Origin of the sequence: Tychonema sp. LEGE 07196 (assembly GCF_963890365.1) — a bacterium.
GTDB lineage: Bacteria > Cyanobacteriota > Cyanobacteriia > Cyanobacteriales > Microcoleaceae > Microcoleus.
Map to the genome: position 1 here is coordinate 1 of NZ_CAWPRX010000145.1, position 16,741 is coordinate 16,741.

The window sequence follows — 16,741 nt, forward strand, 5'->3', positions numbered from 1 at the left end:
CCCTCTCCCATTCTCCCATTCTCCCATTCTCCCCCTCTCCCATTCTCCCCCTCTCCCATTCTCCCCCTCTCCTTATGGCGTATAAATTAGGTTGAAGTAAATGCCGTTATCTTGCAAATTGTCGCCTTTATCGCTAATTCTCACCAAAGGAAAAGCGTAATCTACGCGCAGGTTCACCTGCGGTATCGGTTGCCAAATTACCCCCAAACCCACACCACCTAAAAATCTCTGATTCGTTAATTTATTAGGATTGTTGGGATTATTCCACACCGTACCCGCATCCAAAAAAGGCGCTAATTGAAGTTTGGGATTTCCCGAAGCATCGCGCTGCAAAGCAATCCGATCCTCGACAGACACTCGGAAGCCGTTATCGCCAGAACGGGCATTTTGGCGGTAGCCGCGCAAAGATTGTCCGCCACCAATTACAAATTGCTGGGAAGGTAACAAACTATTAGCAGACAACTGTAAATCTGATTGCAAAATTAATAAATGTTTGTCGTTCAATCGCTGTACTCGCTGCACTTGACCAAGCCAACTCAAAAATTGTCCGTCAGGGACAGAACCTTCGTTTTGAGTAGCATCAAACAAGCTAGTGCCGATCGTAAATTGCGATCGCAAGGCCCAAGCACCCTGCGGGTCGCGCCGAATGTAGTCCTGTCCCAGCTTAATTGCAGTGGTAGTGCTGACACCCTTGGAGTCCGGGCCGATGCCAAAAGGAAACGGTTCGCCGGCGAGAAAAGTTCTGCTTGTCTGATAAGTAACACCGGCAGACAGGGCAAATTCTTCGATCGGCGTTCTCAGCAGCGGCTGGCGGTAACTTAATTCAAATAAATGCGATTTTCCTGAAATATCAAAAGCGTCAAAAGGTGCTTGTACAATACTGTTGCGGTTCGGTGCCGCCCTCAGTTGCAAAGTGCCGTTCATGGCATTTAGCGGGATGCGGTAGCTGAAATCGAACAAGTCTGAATCGCCTAGCGATCGGTAATAAGCCGCCGCCAGTTCGTCGCCATTTCCTGTGATATTGCGGTGCCGCACACTCACCCCCAATCTTTCGGAACCGACGCTCGGAGGCGAGTAATTGTCAAAGCTGAAACTAGATTGAAACGGATTAGCTTCGGTAACTCTGACGATCAGAATGCTCTCGGCTGCATTATCTCCAGCCCGCAGGCTGGCTTCTACATTGTCGAATAAAGGATCGACTCGCAGCAGCCGGAGTTGGTTTTCCAATGAAGATGTGCTTAAAGGTATTCCGGCACCGAGTCGAATTCGGCTGCGGATGTAACTTTTATGCACTCTTTTATTTCCTTCTACCTCAATTCGGGCTAGCTTGCCTTCGATCACTTGAATTTTGACTACCCCAGCGGTGATAGTTTGGGGCGGCAAGATGGCTCTGGAAGTGATGTACCCGCGACTGAGGTAAATTTCGGTAATTTTGTCGGCGATTTGTTGGATCTGTTCTAGGGTGGCATAACGGCCCTCAAACGGCTTGATTAAGGCGTTAATTTCGTCTTCACTTAATATGGTGCTGTCAATTACTTCAATTTTCTGCACCTGAATTATCGTATTCGGCAGCGGCTGCGGAACTGGTGACGGGGGTTGGGGCGCAACTGTTGGTGGTGTTTGGGGAGGTTGTGGGGAAGGCTGCGGGGCTGGTTGCAGAAATCGATCGCGATTTGGATCGGGTTGAGTCGGGGGCGGTGGCAGGTTTGGAGGTGTCTGGGGTTGGTTTTGGGCTACAACATTGCAATCTAGGGGGTTATGACATTTTGGCTGGCTGTCTGCGAAATTTTTGGCTTCGGGCGACAGTCGCGTATCACAATCTGTTTGATTAATTGTAGAACAGCGATCGGGCTGATTCTCGATCGGGCTGCTTTCGGGAAAATCGGGGAGTTGATTTAAGTTTGTTGCAGTTTCATCTTGTTGGATTTCCAGTTTTTGGAGTGCTAATGCTTCGTTGTCCGTATTTGCTGAGTTGTCAGCGGCCGAAAACTGAGAAATATCATTTGTTTGGGATATAGCTTTATTGGTATAAAAGCAAGCGATAGGGAGCGCTGTTAGAAGTGAAATTCCCAACCGAAATATTGCAATATTTGCTCTCGGGCGCATAATTAATGTTTTTTGTAAAATAAGTTTGTCTTCTGCTTGACTCTGCAAGTTTACCATTTAGTATTGGGCGCAATTTTACTATAAAAATTTGAACAGTCCGGCTTTCAAGAGGCAAGCGAAGCAGAAATGCTCGCGAGCACAAAAATTTGAATTTATTCAGGACGATCGACAAACAAACCCCCAACACCCCAAAATCATCTGTGGCGCTGGCAGATACCGCCCTCGAAACCGGGTTTTTGGTACGCCGCGCACAAATAGAATTATTTTTTGGTTATGGGTGTTAACTCACTGGCGACTAATGGTGCTTGGGCGATTTTGCCGAGTTCGACCGATCTCAACACTTCTGACCACTTGGTGGCTAAACTGCTATCGCTGGGAGACTCTAGGCGCAGTTGAGCTAGAGTTGCCAGGTACTCGTACCAGAGACCTTGTTGGGCGAAGATGCTGAGCTTGGCGCGACTGTCGGGCGATCGATCCAACTGTGTTTTCACTGTTGGGGCGAGTGCGGTGCGGTTGATCCACCCGGACACGAGAACATCATCTGTATAGCTTTGCGGGCTACATTTGATAGTAAAGTACCATTGATAGTTTTTTCCCACTTCCAAGGCTGGCGCGTTGCCGTCGGAGCCGAGGCTGACACTAACGATACCGCCACGGCTAGTTACCATCCGAAAACTTTTTTTGTATACTGTTTTGTCCCTTTCGTCTGCTAACTCAAACTGAACTGTTTTGTCAACGGCTGCGGGAATGTAGTAGAAAAATGTCGGCTTTCCTGATATGGTTTGCCCCATAGTTGATTGGGGAATCAAGGCTGTGATCGGAGTGGGGCAGACTAAGCCCCTGGTTCCTCCCCCTTCCCGCCTTCCGGGTACTCCCTGTTCCGGCGGTTGAAAGTTATTCCAAGCGGCTCCGGGTTGCTTGCTGTTGGTTCTGTTTCCCGTCTGTCCGGGGGGTTGAGCTGTTTGTAAGTTGAGGGGTAGCTGCGGTGTTGAGGAGCGGTGGACGCTTTTTGCGGGGCTGTCGATCGCCTCGGCTGGTATAAAGAAACTACCGGTGCCAACTGCCTGTAAAGACAGAATTAAGGAAAGGGCGCTGGTATTGAGAGCAGACTTCCAAGCCATGATGAACCTGCCTTCTGATGAACCTAAGAACTCGATGCACATTTTTATTCTACCCAAGGTTTTGGCGGATATAGTAATCTGTTGTACTTAATTTATATCTTCAGCCAGATACGATTAGTTTTGCTGCTTCGATCGAATGGGAATTCTGTGTAGCGTTTTTCAGTGGTAGTTTAGTAGTTATACTTACTTCAATTCACAGCAGCAAGTTGGGTTGACCTTGTTACACCCAATTTTGACAATGACTAATATTCCGGGTTTTTTAACTGCGGCGACAGGCTAAAACCTGTATTTTCGTAAACAAACCCGGTTGATGCGTTAGTTTTGGAGACCGGGAATCTCGGTAATGAAGACCGGTGGATCTCAAGCGATCGGCTACAAGTCAAAAGTCAAGTTTTCTGTACAATACCGGCAAGAAATTTAGCATGAACCTCGATTCACCAGTTATCTCGGACAAACAGCCTTCGGGGCTGCGAATGGTCAGACCGATCGGTGTATCTGCACTGCACGGCATTGCTTTTTTGGGAAATCGGTTGTTCGCTGTCGATCGCGCCGAAGGGCTGCTATTGGAGATCGATCGAGAAACTGACAACACTACTGTTTTGAATCCTTATCAAACAGTTAAGTTTGCGGGCGCAACCGGGCTGGCTATTTGGGAAGATACTCTCTGGTTTGCGCGAGGTCAGGATATTTGTTGCTGTCCGGGTGCAATTCGCGATGGGGCGATCGCACAACTCAAACCGGAACATTTTGTTTCCCTTTCTTATCCAGTTGACGGGATTGCTATTTGGCAATCTACGCTTTACGTGACTTGCCAGAGATTGGGCTATATTCTGGTTTTTGACGGGAAAACTGGTCGGGAAATTACTCGATTTTTTGCTCCCGGTATCGGAGTAGAAAATATCACAATCCGGGATGAGGAAATTTGGATTTGCGACAAAACCGAGCAAACTGTTTACTGTTTGGAACGGGCCACAGGAGAAATTAAATTTAGCATTTTGACTCCCTTTGAATATCCTTCGGGTTTGGCTTTTCACAAGGATTCCCAGACCGGTGAAGAGGTTCTCTACGTGGCTTACGCGGGGGATGAGCTTTATATCCGGGATGACCCGAATTCGGAAGATCCTTTTCAGTTGACGAAGCGCGATCGCACTTTTATTCACCCTTTGTATTTTCACTACAATGAGGCAGAATGCTACGCTTTGTCAAACGGTTTTTTGATAGAAATGTCCTATGTGGAGGAACTGTCTCCTCTGGATGAGGTAGAAATCGACAATTTGGAGTGGCGGATTGCTTTACCTTCGGACACTCACCGGCAAAAGGTGAGGAAAATTACGCCAGTCGGGATGCCTTTTACTGAGGAAATTCAGGAAGGAGAACGGGTGGCGGTGTTTAAGTTCGATCGCCTGATGAAGGGGGAACGGCGAATTTTTGGCTGGAAGGCTTTGTTGGAAGTGCGATCGATTAAGTATCAATTGTCGCCTCGGGATGTGGAAAAAATTCCAAAACTGTCGCCGGAGTTTGAAGCTAAGTATTTGGTGGATAATGATAATTTGGCGATGGATACGGAGATTGTGCGATCGGCTGCGGTGGCCTCAATTGGCACAGAAACTAACATTCTCAGGCAATTGTTGAGCATTCGCAATTTTGTTTACGACCAACTTTCTTACGGGATCAGGCCTCACATAGACACACCCGATATTGTACTGCGGCGCGGCATCGGTTCTTGTGGCGAGTACGTAGGGTTGTTGTTGGCTTTGGCAAGGTTAAACGGGATTGCTTGCCGCACAATTGGGCGTTACAAGTGTCCGGCTTTTGCTGACAGAAAAGGTGTGCCGCTGGAACCAGATTTCAATCATGTTTGGCTGGAGTTTTACATTCCGGGCTTTGGCTGGGTACCGATGGAATCTAATCCCGATGATATTCAAGACAGAGGCCCTTATCCTTTGAGATTTTTTATGGGCTTAGCTTGGTACCACGTAGAAATTGGCAAGGGAATTCGGTTTCAAAGTCTCACCAGCGGGGGCGTTCCTCTGAAGAAGGAGGATGTTTCCGTGGGGACTTTGGCAATTAATCATGTCCGGTTTACAATTTTGGAAGAGTTGTTTTAAGGAAGAAGGAAGAAGGAAGAGGGAAGAAGGAAGAGGGAAGAAGGAAGAAGGAAGAAGGAAGAGGGAAGAAGGAAGAGGGAGGATTTTTCTGACCTCCCCCTCTCCTTCTCGCCCAATTCAAAACACGTCCGGTACAATAACGGTTATCAGGTTTGTAGTGAGGAATGCGAGTCTGCAGAGTTTGATGAGGACTTATATTCCTCGTTACAAGCCAATTTGATTAAATTATGTGCGATCGCACATAATCTCAAATCTAAGCCAAGCAGGAGGGGTTGTGGAATTTTCTATTGCTAATTTTCTCGTTTTAGTGGCCTTTGTACTGCTGGTGACTGTCACTGGCGGGGTTGCATATTTGACTTCGGTTGAGTGGCGCGATCGCAGGCGGTTAGATAAGGCTAAACGGAAAAAATAGTCGCTGTTTGCTATTGACAAATTGCATTTTTTATTAAATAAAATAAGACGACCCCAATAGGTCGTCTTGTTTTTTGGTTGATACCAATTTCATAAAGTAGCGCTAGATATTACCCCCCCCAACCCCCCCGCGATTTCGGGGGGGCTAAGAGTTCATCTATAGCACATATGAAAGAAAAATGGTATGAGGTATTTTGACCGCAGATTAACGGAGATTAACAGAGTTGACGCCGATCGACTATTGGTTAATTATCCATCCGCGAATCAGTTCGTTTACCTGTTCTGGTACTTCGTCGTGGGGACAGTGACCGGCTTTGATAAAGTGTTCTGTCAACTGCGGATAGTGTTGGCGAAATTTGGCGCTTCTGTCTGCAGAATTCATCCACGGATCGCCTTCTCCCCACAGCATCAGCAGCGGAGAGGTTAATTGACTCAGCAATAGGTCGATTTTTTCGCCTTGGGGCGTTCGGAATACGGAGGCGAATACTTTGGGGGCACCGGGATCGCAGGAGGGAAGGTAAATTTCTTCTACTAATTGGTCTGTGACGGCGCTTTGGTCGAGATACACTTTTTCTAGGGTTTTCCGAATTGTCGATCGCTGGCGCGCGTACTGGAACAGCAGAAAACTTGCCCAATCTTGCTGGAATAAGGTTTTAGCTACCACAGATATAGCTTTTTGCACGGGCGGGGCTTCGGGTGCGGGTTGGGGTTCGCTGAAGGGGCCGGCGCTGTTGATTAAGATGAGTCCGGCGGCTGATTCGGGACGCTGGGCGGCGACACACAAGGCGGCGTAGCCTCCGAGGGAGTTGCCGGCTAGGACGGCGGGCCGGCCGATGACGTTGGTGATGAAGTCGTGGAGTTGGTCGCGCCAGAGGTCGCCGCTGTACTGAATTTCGGGTTTTGCCGATCGTCCAAATCCGATCAGGTCGATCGCCCAGACTTCAAAGTCTTTGCTCAGGCCGCTGATATTTTTGCGCCAATGGTCTGTGGACGCGCCAAAACCGTGAATTAACAGCAGGGGAGGGCGTTCGGGATGCCGATCGCCGGATCGGACGTAGTATACTGAATGCCCCCGCCACTGCCAGTAAGTGCCGGCTATAGGGGCTGTGGTGATGGTTGGGGTGGTTTGCATAATGTAAAGAAATAATTATTTACTTTAACTATTGTATCGCGACGTTCAGATTTATAAAGTTCGGTAAACGCGCATGAGATTCGCCAGCAAAGGATTTGTCAATTTTGGCCGGTTGGGCGATCGCGGGCAATCTCACTCATTTGCCATAAGTTTTGTAACAAATATTGATTTAATCAAGACTACAGCCGTGCGATTTTTTTGCGCCGACCGGCATTGGAGGAATAGATCAGGTCTTGATGGCAACACACCTAGGTATGATGTTCGTGCCCTAAAGCGGCCAGATCGCTCTGTGGGGCGAGAGAGTCTGGCGCGATCGGCGATGGTTATAGGGATCCATGTTTTAATAGATAGTTTCCATTATTTATATATGGGGATCGTTTCGTGCCGCGACTGTTTACGGCTTGGGAGATGTCGCGGCGATCGCCCGTGAGTTGCCTCGCCCCGACATCAAAAATCTGGTGCAAGTGAAACTGATAAGTAAAATTACTGAGGGTTGCCGCTATTCGTTTCTGAGAATCGCAGAATATTTTGTGACGTTGTTTGCTTTGCTTAAATGCCTAAATACTCTAAGATAGAAATAGAGTGGCGCAGCTCAATTAATTAGCATTTTGAATACTAGGGAGCCAACTTATGCAGGGTGTGAAGTTCATCCACCTGAAAGTTAGGGAGTTTTCTGAGTGATTGCTATTTCAACCCGTCCGACCGGACGCAATTGGATTACGATTAGCTTCGCTTCTACCCTCTACCTTTGTCCTGTTTTGGATCTGCTCCTAGCAGAGGTTCCACAGCGGTGGCAAGCGGAATTGCGGTTAGGGCTTCAAGAAGCTTTGGTAAATGCGGCTAAGCATGGAAACAAGTTAGACCCCAGTAAAACAGTTGGAGTCCGTTTTTCGATCGTCCAAAACCAATACTGGTGGGTGATATCGGATGAAGGTGCTGGCTTTAAAACTCCTTGCGGTTGCGATCTTGATACCGATAATTTTGACAGTCTCATAGCAGAGGATGTTGCAGATAACTCTGCACTCCCCCATGTGGAACAAGAATGTGGTAGGGGACTGTTTATTCTTTACCAAATATTCGATCGGGTAGAGTGGAATTCTCAAGGTACAGAGTTACGGCTGTGCAAAGAAGTTTCCAGTCGCTACCGGCTGCCTCGCTTGCACTAGAAATGATGTTTTGCAGCAGTTTTAGGTTCGGCTAGACTGGCAAATTTTTTCGTTTCCCCGCTGAACCAGGGATTGAAAATTTGGATTATCTGGCTATTGATACTAGATGATAATGCAAAATTTGAGTTTTGAGTTAGAAAAGTATAAAATCTTTTTTAACTCGCAATCGCGCTGCTCGATCGAGCGGCGCGATCGTCTAATTTTTTAGCAACAAATCCGCTGTTCACCTCAAGACTCAGCGACTCACAATTATTTGCCGTGGGTGGGACAGGGAGGAGCAGAGATCGATCGATCCAGCCATCCTGCAGCTTGTTGTAAGCGTGGGAGAGCTTCTTCTGGCTGTTTTTTGAGCAAAAATACCAAAGCGGCCGCAGCTTGCTCGCCCGCGCGCGCAGAACGGTTGGCTTTGAGGCGGTGCCAATCTTTTTCGGAGATGGCGAGGCGCGCTGCTAGAGCTTGAGCTAGTTCTACCGTGCTAAGCTCGTTGAGGTTGACAGTTTGGGTTGTTTGTGCGGTTTCAAGCATAGGTGGCAATTATAGGGATTTGGCTAGGGTTTCTGAAATTTTTTAAATAACTGCACATAATAATAACAATTTAATTGGGAATCGGTTTTTTATTCTCGTCAGGTTTGCAGATCGAAATGCCTCAACAGCCGTCAGAGTTAAATCAAAAAGAGCAAGAAAACGAGTTTGTGCAGGCGCTCGCAGCAGTGGAGCGATCGCTCGCAGCCGTCAAAGAGCGTTACACTCAAATTCAGGTCGATCGACAGCGCCAAGACGAACTCGGGCACCGGCGCGAAGACGTGCGCCAGTCTCTGCGCCAAAATCCATTGCCGCAACTCAAGCAAGAATTGCGGGAAATTGAGCAAGAATTGGAAACGATCGAGTTAAATTTAGAAAGCAGCCTGTTTTCTTGGGGAAGCATAAAACAACCTTTTTGGCAAGCAGTTCGCTTTGGGGGACTCGGCATTTTGATCGGTTGGATTTTGAAATCCTACGCGGGTTGAATTATGTTGGGATTTATGATTTTTTTTACCGCAGAGGGCGCAGAGGGCGCAGAGGAAGAGAAAAGAGAGAATTTTGGTGCAAAATATTAAATAAACAGGAGTGGATATTATGACAAGTCAACGAATTGCAGCAATTTTGCGCGGTGGTGAACCGGGCGAAACTGTCACTGTTCAAGGTTGGGTTCGTACTAAGCGCGAATTGAAAGAATTCGCCTTTGTGGAAGTTAACGACGGTTCGGCGATGGCTAATTTGCAGGTAGTCATCAATGCTGATTTGCCGGATTTTGAAAATATACTCAAACAACTTAATACAGGTGCATCTTTAGAGGTGTCGGGCGTGTTGGTAGCGTCACCGGCGAAAGGACAGCGAATTGAATTAAAAGCTTCGCAAGTACAAGTTTACGGCGAAGCAGACCCGCAAACTTATCCGCTGCAAAAAAAGCGCCATTCATTGGAGTTTTTGCGGACAATCGCCCATTTGCGGCCGCGCACAAACACCCACGGCGCTGTTTTTAGAGTCCGCAATGCTTGTTCGGCGGCGGTACATCAATTTTTTCAGGAACGCGGATTTTTGTGGGTTCACACTCCGATTCTTGCTGCTAGCGACTGCGAAGGTGCGGGGGAAATGTTCGCTGTTACCAACTTTGATTTAAAGAATGTGCCGCGCACGGATTCGCAAGAGGTTGATTATGCGAAGGACTTTTTTGGAAAGCGCGCTTATTTAACAGTTAGCGGCCAGTTGGAAGCGGAAGTTATGGCGATGGCTTTCGGCAATGTTTATACTTTTGGCCCGACTTTTAGAGCGGAAAATTCTAATACTTCGCGACATTTGGCTGAGTTTTGGATGATTGAACCGGAGATGGCTTTCTGCGATTTGCAGGGTGATATGGATTTGGCTGAGGCGTTTTTAAAGTATATCTTTAATTACGTTTTGGAGCATTGCCCGGAGGATATGGAGTTTTTCAACGAACGGATTGACAAGACGGTTTTGGCTGCGGCTGAAAATATTATTAACAATCAGTTTGAGCGGATTACTTACACGGAGGCGATCGCACTTTTGGAAAAAGCCGACAAAAAATTTGATTTTCCCGTAAGCTGGGGCTTAGATTTGCAGTCGGAACACGAGCGCTATTTGGCTGAGGATTTGTTTAAGAAGCCGACAATTGTCAGCGATTATCCGGTCGGGATTAAAGCATTTTATATGCGTTTAAATGAAGACGAGAAAACCGTGCGAGCTATGGATGTTTTGGCTCCGAATATTGGGGAAATTATCGGCGGTTCGCAGCGGGAAGAACGGCTGGATGTGTTGGAGCGGCGCATGGAAGCGCAGGGTATGAATAAGGAGGAGTTGTGGTGGTATTTGGATTTGCGCCGCTACGGTACTGTTCCTCACGCTGGCTTTGGTTTGGGGTTTGAGAGGTTGGTGCAATTCATGACGGGAATGGGGAATATTCGGGATGTAATTCCGTTTCCGAGAGCGCCTTTGACTATTGATTTTTAGATGCAGACGGCGGTTGAAACCGCACCTACAAAAACAAAGTCCGCCTCTGCGGACTGAAGACAATAACATAATCTTCCAGCGTGTTCTTTAACCCGCAGAGGCGGGTTTGGTCTGTATAGACGCGGTTTCAACCGCAAGCGTCTTCTTTTCCCATCTCAAATCTAAAATCTCAAATGGTATGAGTTAATGGTTCTTCAAATCTTATCAAGTTCCACAACACCAAATGTCACTTGGGAAGCCCTACGGGCCGACTTTGTTTTACCGGACGATCCTGTGGAAAATATTCAACAACCGCCGCTTGCTGCTGCTCTCACCGATGCTCTGGGTGCCGCTGGACGCATTGAACAGATCGCCCCGATCGGTTCCCATTTTGGACTGGTAGCGACGGTAAATAAGCAGACTGTCGTCAAAGCACCGGATTGGTTTTTCGTGCCGCAAGTGCATGGAGTTGCAGAGGGCACGATTCGCCGCAGTTACACGCCGAATCTGGAGGGTGCGCCGGTATCGGTGGTGATGGAGTTTTTGTCTAATGAAGATTACAGCGAATTGTCCGTGCGATCGACTCCTCCCTACGGCAAGCTCTACTTCTACGAACAGATTCTGCGAGTGCCGACCTATGTGACTTACGACCCCTACGAACCCAAGCTGGAAGTGCGGTATTTGCTCAATGGAGCCTATGAAACGCAGGCTGCTGATGCGTCAGGACGGGTGCGGATTCCAGAGTTTGATTTGTGGCTGGGGATTTGGTCGGGGGAACGGCTGGGCCAAACTATGAATTGGCTGCGCTGGTGGGATGAAGCTGGAAATTTGCTGCTGTGGAGTTCGGAACAGGCGGAATATGAACGGTTGCGGGCCCAACAGGAACGTCAGCGGGCGGATTTATGGGCGGCTAAGTTGCGGGAGTTGGGTGTTGATATCGATCGGGTGACATGAATCGGGCGATCGGGCAAATCGCTACTCAATCCAAATTGACTATAGGGCGCTTCAAACCCAGGATTACTGCTTGAATGCGATCGGGTTCAAATTGGTATTATAGCGCGATCGCTTACCAACTAAGCATTAATTATATCGGCCAGATCGGGGGAAAGAAAGAAGTGGGGAAATAGTAAAGTCTCTAAATAGTGAAAGTTTATTCCATAAAGTTTTTTAATTTCTTTGATTTGTCCAATAATCTGCTCCTTATTGATACTGTGATTGCTTTTAATTCCCACAATCATTATATTCTTACTCGTATGTTCAGCAGCTATAAACTCAAAAACCTTAGTCTTATAGCCCGACAATTCAAGTAAAAGCGCTCTCAATCCATCAGTCACTATTTCCGATTGCCTCTCCAGCAAAATACCAGACTTTAGGAGATCCTTCAAAACCATATTCGGATGAATTTGTTTCCTAACTTGCTTGTGGCAGCATGGTGCTAGGATGATCAAAGAAGAATCAGACTGTATCCCTTTATAAATTGCATCATCTGTTGCAGTATCGCAGGCATGAAGTGCGATAGTTATGTCTGATTTTTCGGCGCTATAGTTACTGATGTTTCCTTGGTTAAAATGTAACCTTTCAAAATTAACTGATTGGGCAACAGAGTTACAAAAATCTACTAAATGTATTCTGCTTTCTATACCAATAACCGATGCTTCCTTGTCTAAAATATTGTTCAGAAAATCATATATTGCGAAGGTTAAGTATCCCTTGCCTGAACCCATGTCAACTACAGAAATATGACTTTTTTCTGCTAATTATGATGATTCAACTAAGCCATGTATGATTTCCACAAACTTATTTATCTGTCTGAACTTATCTTCCATCGTTCTTACGACATTACCTTGACTATTGGTAATGCCTAATGCTCTGAGGTATACATTATTTTCTGATTCAATATACCGTTTCTTCCTGCGGTCGTGTTGCTGCGGAGTCGTATCAACAGGATTGGTAAAAGTGGGCTTAATAAAATTAATTTTAGGGTGTTTCTTTTTCCCATATTCAAGTTGAACATCTTGCTCGATCGAGAATAATCTAATACTCATAAATTCACTGCCAATCAGGGTTTTGATTAAATCTAATCCCTCTTCGATTGGGTAATTTTTGACTGTTTCCTTAGTTTTGTAACTATAGGTAAAAGAAAGCTTTATGCTTGCTTTTAATTCTACAATTCTCACAATAATTTTAGTTAAACCGTCTTCTCCTCCTCTATACTTTCCTAAAGTTAATCTGATAAATTCTTGATTTTCTATACTAGAACCTAAAATTAACTCGAATTGCTCTTGCGTGTTGATATTCATTATATTATTCATTAGCCGTAAGGTTCGCACTCGAAAACTTATATCAAATTCGTTAGCATCGGAATAGTAAATTAACAGTTAACAGCTAACAGCTAACAGCTAACAGCTAACAGCTAACAGCTAACATTTAACATTTAACAGCTAACAGTTAACTGTTAACATTTAACATCATGTATGAGTGCAACCGCAATTGATATTACAAATTAGATTCACAATCTCACAGTGACACACCACACAATAGTCTGGTGCGTCACAGGAATCATCGATTAAGTCGCGGACGGAATTGTGATATCAACAGATTGCACTTTTACCGCCGTTCCCAAACTCGATAGTGGCGGTTGAATTGCCGCAGTATTTCCCACTACTAATGTTACCAAATTTTCCGGTTTCAAGTAAGTCTTGGCTACGCGCTGCACGTCGGCAATTGTGGCTGCTTCGATGCTGCGGCGGTAGCTAAAAATGAAATCTTCGGGATAACCGTAGTATTCGTAGCGCATTAGTCTCGACAAAGTTTGACTGGGATTTTCAAATTTGAAGATGAAAGAATTGAGGGTGGAATCTTTAGCAAAAGCTAATTCTTCGGCGGTAATTGGTTCGGTGCGGATACGATCGATCTCTGCGCGAATTGCCTTGATAAACGGTACTGTCGCGTCCGATCGCGTTTGGCCACCAGCGACAAACACCCCCGGATAGTCATATCTCGGACTCCAAGCGGCGTAAACTGTGTAAGCTAAACCTTGGCGCGATCGCACATTATTGAACAAACGCCCGCCAAAACCGTTCAAAACCCCATTCATCACGTCCAAAGCACCGTAATCTGGACTGTTGAGCATTCCGCCCAAATGTCCCATCTGCACGTAACTTTGACTCAATTGCGGCTGGTTTACAAAAAATACACCGCCCTCCTTTGCGGGCGATACCGTTGGTAGCGCTGGCACTTCTGCATTTTGAGTCGGTTGCCAATTCCCGAATTTTTGCTCCACGAGCGATCGCATTTTAGCAGTATCAAAGTCACCAGAAATACCCAAAATCATATTCTTGGGGTGGAAATACTTCTGGTAGAAACTCACCAAATCGTCGCGAGAAATATTTGCGAGGGTTTTGTATTCTACCGTGCGGGCGTAGGGACTGCGATCGCCATAAATTAACTTTTCAAACTCGCGCCCGGTAATATCGTTAGGATCGTCATTGCGGCGGGCGATCGCACCTTGAGTTTGATTCTTCGCTAAATCCAACTTTTCCTGTTCAAAAATTGGCTCTTGAATCACCTCCGCAAACAAGTCAAACACCGATTCCAAATCTTCAGCTAAAGCACTAAAATTAGCGCTACCAGAAGCAACATCAACCCCCGTTTCTACCGCAGCCGCTTGCTGTTCTAGCAACTGATTTAATTCATCAGCCGTATGCCGGCCCGTGCCGCCAGTTCGCATCACTTCTCCTGTCAAACCTCCCAGTCCAATTTTATCCGCAGGTTCAAAGCGATCGCCCGTGCGAAATAGCGCCGTTCCCCCGACTAACGGGAGTTCCCTGTCTTCCATCAGATAAACTCGGATGCCATTTTTTAGCTCGAAGCGAGTGTATTTAGGCAGTTTAATTTCTGGTACCGCCGGGAATGTTAATTCGTCATAGTGTTTTGGCCCTGCCGCGAAGGAAGGTAACAAATTAAACGTGCCCAATGAAACAGTAAAAATGCAAAGTGATAGCAGAAATAACTTTACTTTTTTTAGTTTCAATTTAGTCCTTGTCATTCTTTCTCCTAATTTTAATCTGTTGACAATTCGACGAGGTAGAGCGTCGGCATCTGCATTTCCAGGCAGAGCCTGAAAACGAGTGCTTTTTACCTTTTTAACTGGTTTAACTGGTTCCCTGGCTCTGCCTGGGAACCGATATCTAGAGGCTCTGCCTCGCTGATTTGAAATTCGACGAGGCAGAGCCTCGGGATCTGCATTTCCAGGCAGAGCCTGGAAACGAGCTAAGTTGGCAAGAAGGGGCAGAGTCGGGAAACAAATTTTCCTTCTTCCTTCTTCCTTCTTCCTTCTTCCTTCTTCCGACGGACTTACATCCGTTACATCCGTTACATCCGTTACATCCCGTACATTGCTCGTTGCCGAACTTCCTTCTTCCTTCTGATTAAAGCGACAAAAGCTTACCAATCGTGCGGTTTTCCGGGCGGAAAGTTGCCTGAGAAACTCGCTGAATGTCAGCAGGCGAAACAGCAGCGATCGCATCCAATTCCTTAAACAAATTTTTCCACGAACCAGTTTTTACTTGATAGTCCAGCAGGGAAAATGCCATGCCCATATTAGAATTGAGCGATCGCAACAAACCCGCTCTCGCCTGAGTTTTCACCCGCTCCAATTCCATAGCAGAAACCGGCTCATTTTTCAGGCGATCGATTTCCTTACTCAAAGCCGCAGCTACTTCATCAACCGTCTTGCCCGGAGCAGTTTGAGCATAAAATAACATCAAATTCGGGTACTTTTCCCCCGGATAGCCGCTGAAACCTTGAGCCGCTAGCGCCAGTTGCTGCTGCTCTACCAAAGACTTGTAAAGCCGAGATGTGCGGCCGTTGCTGAGCAAAGAACCAATAATTTCATAAATCGCATTGTCGGGATGATTCATCGCCGGCCTGTGATATCCTTCCAAATACCAAGGTTGAGTTTTTAACTTCAGCGTGACTTCCTTAGTTTGCGTTTGCGGAGGCTCCACAATTTCCAAGTCAGAAGGTGCTGGTTTCGCTTTGTAGCGGCCGAAATAAATTTGAGCGAGCCGCTTCACTTCCGAAGCTTTCACGTCTCCTACCACCGCTGCTGTTAGCTTGCTGGGGATGTAGTGAGTCTCAAAAAACTTCTGCACCTGTTCTCGTGTCAGGTTTTTAATGTCTTCGGTGTAGCCAATTACGGGGCGGCGGTAGGGATGAACCGAGAAGGCTGTGCTGGCAAAAGCTTCAACCATTTGTCCGATCGGAGAATTCTCAGTTCGCAGCCTCCGTTCTTCTAAAATTACCTGTTTTTCCTTGTAAAATTCCCGAAATACAGGTTCTAGAAATCGCTCTGATTCCAGCGACATCCACAGTTCTAATTTGTTAGCTGGGAGGCTGTAAAAATACATTGTCGAGTCGGTAGAAGTAGCGGCATTTAGTCCGACTCCGCCTGCTTGTTCGACTATTTTGCCGAATTCGTTGCGCTTGACAAATTGCCCTGCTTCTGCTTCAACTTTGTCCAATTCTGCTCTAAATTTGGCGACTTCTTCGGTTTTGCCGATCGCCTTGGCTGCTTGCATTTGCTCGAAGAGTTCGTCTTGTTTTTCTAGCAGCGGCTTTTCGGCTTTGTAGTCGGTAGTACCGATTTTTGGCGTGCCCTTAAAAGCTAAATGTTCGAGATAGTGGGCGACTCCGGTTTGACCGTCGGGTTCGTTTGCGCCTCCTACGTCAGCGTGAATTAAAAACGATGCTACGGGCGATCTGGGCCTTTCGAGCACCACGAATGTCATGCCGTTGTCGAGCTTGAATTCGGTGACTTGCTCGATTACTCGATCGAGCGACGGTTGAACAGACATTGCTGGAGAGCCGTTAGCGGGCATCTCGCGGGCGGAGGCGATTTGAGGGCAAATTCCCCACCACAGCATTACAGCAGCCAGCAGGGAGGCGATGAATCGAGTTGGGCGGGGCGATTCCCTAGGGGATAGCTTCGCCGCGCGTGGTTTTTGGAACTGCGGGGTCATTCGATTTTAGATTTTAGATTGGGGATTTTGGATTGTCAAACAAATAAATGTTGGCGATCGATGCCAGGGATGCTTTTCTAAGGATAAAGATTTTTGGAGGCATAAGCGATCTGTTGCGCCGCAGATGTTAGGCTGATACAGCCAATCTCAAAAAGAATCTGGATCTCGGCGAGGAGTTTGAAGTTTA

The 16,741-nt window shown here is 46.7% G+C and carries 15 protein-coding genes; 6 read left to right on the forward strand and 9 right to left on the reverse strand.

Going from position 1 to position 16,741, the window contains the following annotated elements; all coding sequences use genetic code 11:
- Window positions 1–72: 72 nt before the first annotated feature.
- Window positions 73–2,163 (reverse strand): ShlB/FhaC/HecB family hemolysin secretion/activation protein, encoded by a 2,091-nt coding sequence (locus AACV78_RS16570; protein WP_194074313.1) that lies wholly within the window; start codon window positions 2,161–2,163, stop codon window positions 73–75.
- A gap of 203 nt (window positions 2,164–2,366) precedes the next feature.
- Complete coding sequence (locus tag AACV78_RS16575; protein WP_194010117.1) at window positions 2,367–3,227, reverse strand: DUF928 domain-containing protein; 861 nt, start codon at window positions 3,225–3,227, stop codon at window positions 2,367–2,369.
- Between the two features lie 422 nt (window positions 3,228–3,649).
- Between AACV78_RS16575 and AACV78_RS16580 the strand changes: the two genes are divergently transcribed.
- Window positions 3,650–5,335 carry a transglutaminase-like domain-containing protein gene (locus AACV78_RS16580; protein WP_194010118.1) on the forward strand — a complete coding sequence of 562 codons (1,686 nt, stop codon included), beginning with the start codon at window positions 3,650–3,652 and terminating at the stop codon, window positions 5,333–5,335.
- Window positions 5,301–5,555: a hypothetical protein gene (locus AACV78_RS16585; protein WP_194010145.1), complete on the forward strand. Its 255-nt coding sequence runs from the start codon at window positions 5,301–5,303 to the stop codon at window positions 5,553–5,555. The genes AACV78_RS16580 and AACV78_RS16585 overlap by 35 nt, the downstream gene beginning before the upstream one ends.
- Window positions 5,556–5,560: 5 nt before the next feature.
- Here AACV78_RS16585 and AACV78_RS16590 read toward each other — a convergent pair whose 3' ends face one another.
- A complete protein-coding gene (locus tag AACV78_RS16590; RefSeq protein ID WP_194074314.1) occupies window positions 5,561–5,767 on the reverse strand; it encodes a hypothetical protein in 207 nt (68 codons plus the stop codon).
- A 217-nt stretch (window positions 5,768–5,984) separates the two neighbouring features.
- A complete protein-coding gene (locus AACV78_RS16595; protein ID WP_194010120.1) occupies window positions 5,985–6,878 on the reverse strand; it encodes an alpha/beta fold hydrolase in 894 nt (297 codons plus the stop codon).
- 677 nt (window positions 6,879–7,555) lie between these two features.
- Between AACV78_RS16595 and AACV78_RS16600 the strand changes: the two genes are divergently transcribed.
- Window positions 7,556–8,044, forward strand: a complete 489-nt coding sequence (locus tag AACV78_RS16600) for an ATP-binding protein (RefSeq protein ID WP_194010121.1) — start codon at window positions 7,556–7,558, stop codon at window positions 8,042–8,044.
- Window positions 8,045–8,293: 249 nt separating this feature from the next.
- Here AACV78_RS16600 and AACV78_RS16605 read toward each other — a convergent pair whose 3' ends face one another.
- Window positions 8,294–8,569: a DUF6439 family protein gene (locus AACV78_RS16605; protein ID WP_194010122.1), complete on the reverse strand. Its 276-nt coding sequence runs from the start codon at window positions 8,567–8,569 to the stop codon at window positions 8,294–8,296.
- A 116-nt stretch (window positions 8,570–8,685) separates the two neighbouring features.
- On the opposite strand from AACV78_RS16605, the gene AACV78_RS16610 reads away from it, so the two are divergent.
- The 3 genes from AACV78_RS16610 (at window position 8,686) to AACV78_RS16620 (ending at window position 11,485) form a co-directional block, all read left to right on the forward strand.
- Window positions 8,686–9,051, forward strand: coding sequence for a sll0565 family protein (locus AACV78_RS16610; protein ID WP_194010123.1), 366 nt, complete (start codon window positions 8,686–8,688; stop codon window positions 9,049–9,051).
- Between the two features lie 109 nt (window positions 9,052–9,160).
- Entirely contained in the window at window positions 9,161–10,552 is a 1,392-nt protein-coding gene (gene asnS, locus AACV78_RS16615) for an asparagine--tRNA ligase (RefSeq protein WP_194010124.1), read from the forward strand.
- A gap of 186 nt (window positions 10,553–10,738) precedes the next feature.
- On the forward strand, window positions 10,739–11,485 hold the full coding sequence (locus AACV78_RS16620; RefSeq protein ID WP_194010125.1) for a Uma2 family endonuclease: 747 nt from the start codon (window positions 10,739–10,741) through the stop codon (window positions 11,483–11,485).
- A 119-nt stretch (window positions 11,486–11,604) separates the two neighbouring features.
- Here AACV78_RS16620 and AACV78_RS16625 read toward each other — a convergent pair whose 3' ends face one another.
- The 4 genes from AACV78_RS16625 to AACV78_RS16640 all read right to left on the reverse strand — a co-directional run bounded on the left by AACV78_RS16625 (window position 11,605) and on the right by AACV78_RS16640 (window position 16,554).
- Window positions 11,605–12,270, reverse strand: a complete 666-nt coding sequence (locus tag AACV78_RS16625) for a class I SAM-dependent methyltransferase (protein WP_339383691.1) — start codon at window positions 12,268–12,270, stop codon at window positions 11,605–11,607.
- 18 nt (window positions 12,271–12,288) lie between these two features.
- The gene (locus tag AACV78_RS16630; protein ID WP_194010127.1) at window positions 12,289–12,831 is read right to left on the reverse strand and encodes a hypothetical protein; all 543 of its coding nucleotides are present in this window, start codon (window positions 12,829–12,831) and stop codon (window positions 12,289–12,291) included.
- A 266-nt stretch (window positions 12,832–13,097) separates the two neighbouring features.
- Window positions 13,098–14,579 carry a M16 family metallopeptidase gene (locus AACV78_RS16635; protein WP_194010143.1) on the reverse strand — a complete coding sequence of 494 codons (1,482 nt, stop codon included), beginning with the start codon at window positions 14,577–14,579 and terminating at the stop codon, window positions 13,098–13,100.
- Between the two features lie 382 nt (window positions 14,580–14,961).
- Window positions 14,962–16,554 carry a M16 family metallopeptidase gene (locus AACV78_RS16640; RefSeq protein ID WP_194010128.1) on the reverse strand — a complete coding sequence of 531 codons (1,593 nt, stop codon included), beginning with the start codon at window positions 16,552–16,554 and terminating at the stop codon, window positions 14,962–14,964.
- Between the last annotated feature and the right edge of the window lie 187 nt (window positions 16,555–16,741).

Coding starts and splice junctions, on each gene's coding strand:
- AACV78_RS16570 (WP_194074313.1), bottom strand. CDS start 2,163: ATGGTAAACTTGCAGAGTCAAGCAGAAGACAAACTTATTTTACAAAAA.
- AACV78_RS16575 (WP_194010117.1), bottom strand. CDS start 3,227: ATGGCTTGGAAGTCTGCTCTCAATACCAGCGCCCTTTCCTTAATTCTG.
- AACV78_RS16580 (WP_194010118.1), top strand. CDS start 3,650: ATGAACCTCGATTCACCAGTTATCTCGGACAAACAGCCTTCGGGGCTG.
- AACV78_RS16585 (WP_194010145.1), top strand. CDS start 5,301: ATGTCCGGTTTACAATTTTGGAAGAGTTGTTTTAAGGAAGAAGGAAGA.
- AACV78_RS16595 (WP_194010120.1), bottom strand. CDS start 6,878: ATGCAAACCACCCCAACCATCACCACAGCCCCTATAGCCGGCACTTAC.
- AACV78_RS16605 (WP_194010122.1), bottom strand. CDS start 8,569: ATGCTTGAAACCGCACAAACAACCCAAACTGTCAACCTCAACGAGCTT.
- AACV78_RS16610 (WP_194010123.1), top strand. CDS start 8,686: ATGCCTCAACAGCCGTCAGAGTTAAATCAAAAAGAGCAAGAAAACGAG.
- asnS (WP_194010124.1), top strand. CDS start 9,161: ATGACAAGTCAACGAATTGCAGCAATTTTGCGCGGTGGTGAACCGGGC.
- AACV78_RS16620 (WP_194010125.1), top strand. CDS start 10,739: ATGGTTCTTCAAATCTTATCAAGTTCCACAACACCAAATGTCACTTGG.
- AACV78_RS16630 (WP_194010127.1), bottom strand. CDS start 12,831: ATGAATATCAACACGCAAGAGCAATTCGAGTTAATTTTAGGTTCTAGT.
- AACV78_RS16635 (WP_194010143.1), bottom strand. CDS start 14,579: ATGACAAGGACTAAATTGAAACTAAAAAAAGTAAAGTTATTTCTGCTA.
- AACV78_RS16640 (WP_194010128.1), bottom strand. CDS start 16,554: ATGACCCCGCAGTTCCAAAAACCACGCGCGGCGAAGCTATCCCCTAGG.